At 76.0% G+C, this 3237-nt stretch carries 1 protein-coding gene; it reads left to right on the forward strand.

All coding sequences use genetic code 11. The features are described from left to right. Positions 1-3237, forward strand: a 3237-nt coding sequence (locus tag AB0C76_RS41165) for an SDR family NAD(P)-dependent oxidoreductase (protein ID WP_359975857.1), incomplete at both ends; no start/stop codon positions are given.

A 3237-nucleotide genomic window follows, 5' to 3' on the forward strand; every position in this document is an offset into this window, starting at 1 on the left:
ACCGCACTCGCCACCACCCACACCCACGGCCACACCCCCACCCCACCCACCACCACCCACACCCACCCCAACCTCCCCACCTACCCCTTCCAGCGCGAGCAGTTCTGGCTCCTGCCGGCCGCCCCGTCGGCCGGCCCCGAGGACCTCGGGCTCGGCGCCACCGACCACCCGCTGCTCGGCGCGACCGTCGCACTCGCCTCCGACGGCGGCCTGCTGTTCACCGGCCGGCTGTCGCTCGACACCCACCCCTGGCTCGCCGACCACGAGATCCTCGGCCGCCCGATCCTGCCCGGCACCGCGTTCGTCGACCTCGCCCTGGCGGCGGGCGAGCGTTGCGGCACCCCCCGACTGGACGAGCTGACCCTGGAGGCACCAGTCGTCCTGCCCGCCACCGTCCCGCTGGTGCTCCAGCTGACCGTTGGCGCGGCCGACCCGGACAGCGGAGCCCGCACGCTCGCCGTCCACTCGCGCCCCGGCGACGCCCACGACTGGACCCGGCACGCGGTGGGGCTGCTGACCCCGGCCGGGCGGCCGACCGCCGCCGCGCCGACGACCTGGCCGCCGGCCGGCGCCGACGCCCTCGACACCGTGACGCTGTACGGGCGCCTGGCCGAACTCGGCTACGCGTACGGACCGTCGTTCCGGGCCGTACGGGCGGCCTGGCGGCGCGGTGACGAGCTCTTCGCCGAACTCTCGCTGCCCGAGGACGTACGAGGCGACGCGGGCGGCTTTCCCCTGCACCCGGCCCTCCTGGACGCCGCGCTGCACCCGCTGGTGGCCGGCGAGGCGGAGGACGCCGACGGGCTGCCGCTGCCCTTCTCGTGGTCTGGCGTGGAACTGCACGCGGCAGGTGCCGCCGAGCTGCGGGTCGTCTGGTCCGGCCGGTCGCTCAGCGCCGCCGACCCGGCCGGGCAGCCGGTCCTGACCGTCGAGGATCTCGCCCTGCTCCCCGTCCGGCGCGAGCAGTTGGACGACCACGGCGGCCGGACGCGGGACCTCCACCGGATCGACTGGCGGCCCACGGCGAGCCCGGGCCCGTCGGGGCGGCCGTCGGTGACCCTCGTCAACGGGCCCCGCGAACTCCGGGACCTCGGCGCGCTCCGCGGGACCGCCGGGGACGACGGGACCGCCCCGGTGCCCGACGTGGTCGCGGCGACCGTGCCGAGCGGCCGGTCCGCCGTGGCCCACGTGCTGGACCTGGCGCACGCCTGGTTGGCCGACGACCGGTTCGCCGGCTCCCGGCTCCTCCTGCTCACCCGCGGTGCCGTCGCCGCCACCGCGACGGACGACGTCCCCGACCCCTGGTCCGCCGCGGCCTGGGGCCTCCTCCGCTCGGCCCAGACCGAACACCCCGACCGCTTCGCCGTCATCGACCTGGACGATGTCGCCGACCTGGAAGCCGCCGACCTGCCCGCCCTCGCGGCCGCCTCGACCCAGCCCCAACTAGCCCTGCGTGAAGGGACGTTGTTCGCTCCCCTCCTCACCCGCGCCGACGTCGCACCGGCCCACGCCGCATCCGCCGGGCTCGCCGAACGCACCGTACTGGTCACCGGCGGAACCGGGGCCCTGGGCCGCGTGCTCGTCCGTCACCTCGTGCGGCAGCACGGGGCACGGCACCTGCTGCTCCTCAGCCGCCGCGGCGAACGGGCGCCCGGCGCCCAGGACCTCGTCCGCGAACTGGCCGGATCCGGCGCGGAGGTGCGCTTCGCGGCCTGCGACGCGGCCGACCGCGACGCCCTGGCCGACGTCCTGGACACGATCCCGGCGGACCACCCGCTGGGCGCGGTCTTCCACCTCGCCGGAGCGCTCGACGACGGCGTGCTGACCGACCTCACCCCGCAGCGGCTGGACACCGCCCTACGTCCCAAGGCCGACGCCGCGTTCAACCTGCACGAGCTGACCACGACCGCGGACCTCTCCGCCTTCGTGCTCTTCTCCTCCGTCACCGGGGTCACCGGTACCGCGGGCCAGGCCAACTACGCCGCCGCCAACGCCTACCTGGACGCCCTCGCCGAGCACCGCCGCGCCCGCGGCCTGCCCGCCACCTCGCTCGCCTGGGGCCTGTGGGAGGAACAGGACGGGATGGCCGGCGCCCTCGGCACGGCCGGCCTGCTGCGCTGGGCACGCTCGGGACTCCCCGCACTCACCACCGAGCATGGCCTCGCGCTCCTGGACGCGGCCCTGCGCTCGCCCGCCGCGGCACTCGTCCCGGTCCGGCTCGACCTCGCCGCGCTGCGCGCCAGGTCTGCGGCCGGCCCGCTGCCGGCTCCGCTGCGCGGCCTGGTGCGGCCTCCGCGCCGGCGGGCCGGTGCCGGCGCCTCCGCCTCCACCGGCTCCACCGGCTCGTGGGCGGAGCGCACCGCCGCCCTGCCCGCGCCGGAACGGGCCGACGCCGTGGGCGAGTTGGTCCGAACGACGGTCGCCACCGTGCTGGGCCACGCCTCTCCGGCGACCATCGACGCCGACCGCGCCTTCAAGGACCTCGGCTTCGACTCCCTCACCGGCGTGGACCTGCGCAACCGGCTGGCCACCACCACCGGCCTGCGGCTGTCCACGACCCTGGTCTTCGACCACCCGACGCCGGCCGCGCTCGTCGCCCACGTGCTCTCGCTGCTGCCCGGCGGCCTCGCGGACCGCGCCGTCCCGGCCCCGCAGGCACGCACCGTGGTCGACGACGACCCGATCGCGATCGTCGGCATGGCCTGCCGCTACCCGGGCGGCGTCGCCTCCCCCGAGGACCTCTGGCGGCTCGTCGCCTCCGGCACCGACGCCATCGGCGACTTCCCCACCAACCGCGGCTGGGACCTCTCCGCGCTGTACGACCCCGACCCGGACCACCCCGGCACCTCCTACACCCACAAGGGCGGATTCCTTTACGGAGCCGACGAGTTCGACGCCGAGTTCTTCGGGATCAGCCCGCGCGAGGCGACCAGCATGGACCCGCAGCAGCGCCTGCTGCTGGAGACCGCGTGGGAGACCTTCGAGCAGGCCGGGATCGAACCGGGCACCGTCCGGGGCAGTCGGTCCGGGGTCTTCGTCGGCGTCATGTACAACGACTACGGCTCGCGACTGCCCAAGGCCCCGGCCGAGTTGGAGGGCTATCTGCTGACCGGCAACACCTCCAGCGTCGTGTCGGGCCGCCTCGCCTACACGTTCGGGTTGGAGGGCCCGGCGGTCACCGTCGACACCGCGTGCTCCTCCTCACTCGTCGCCCTGCACCTCGCCGCCCAAGCCCTG

Source organism: Kitasatospora sp. NPDC048722 (genome assembly GCF_040650235.1).
Taxonomy (GTDB): domain Bacteria; phylum Actinomycetota; class Actinomycetes; order Streptomycetales; family Streptomycetaceae; genus Kitasatospora.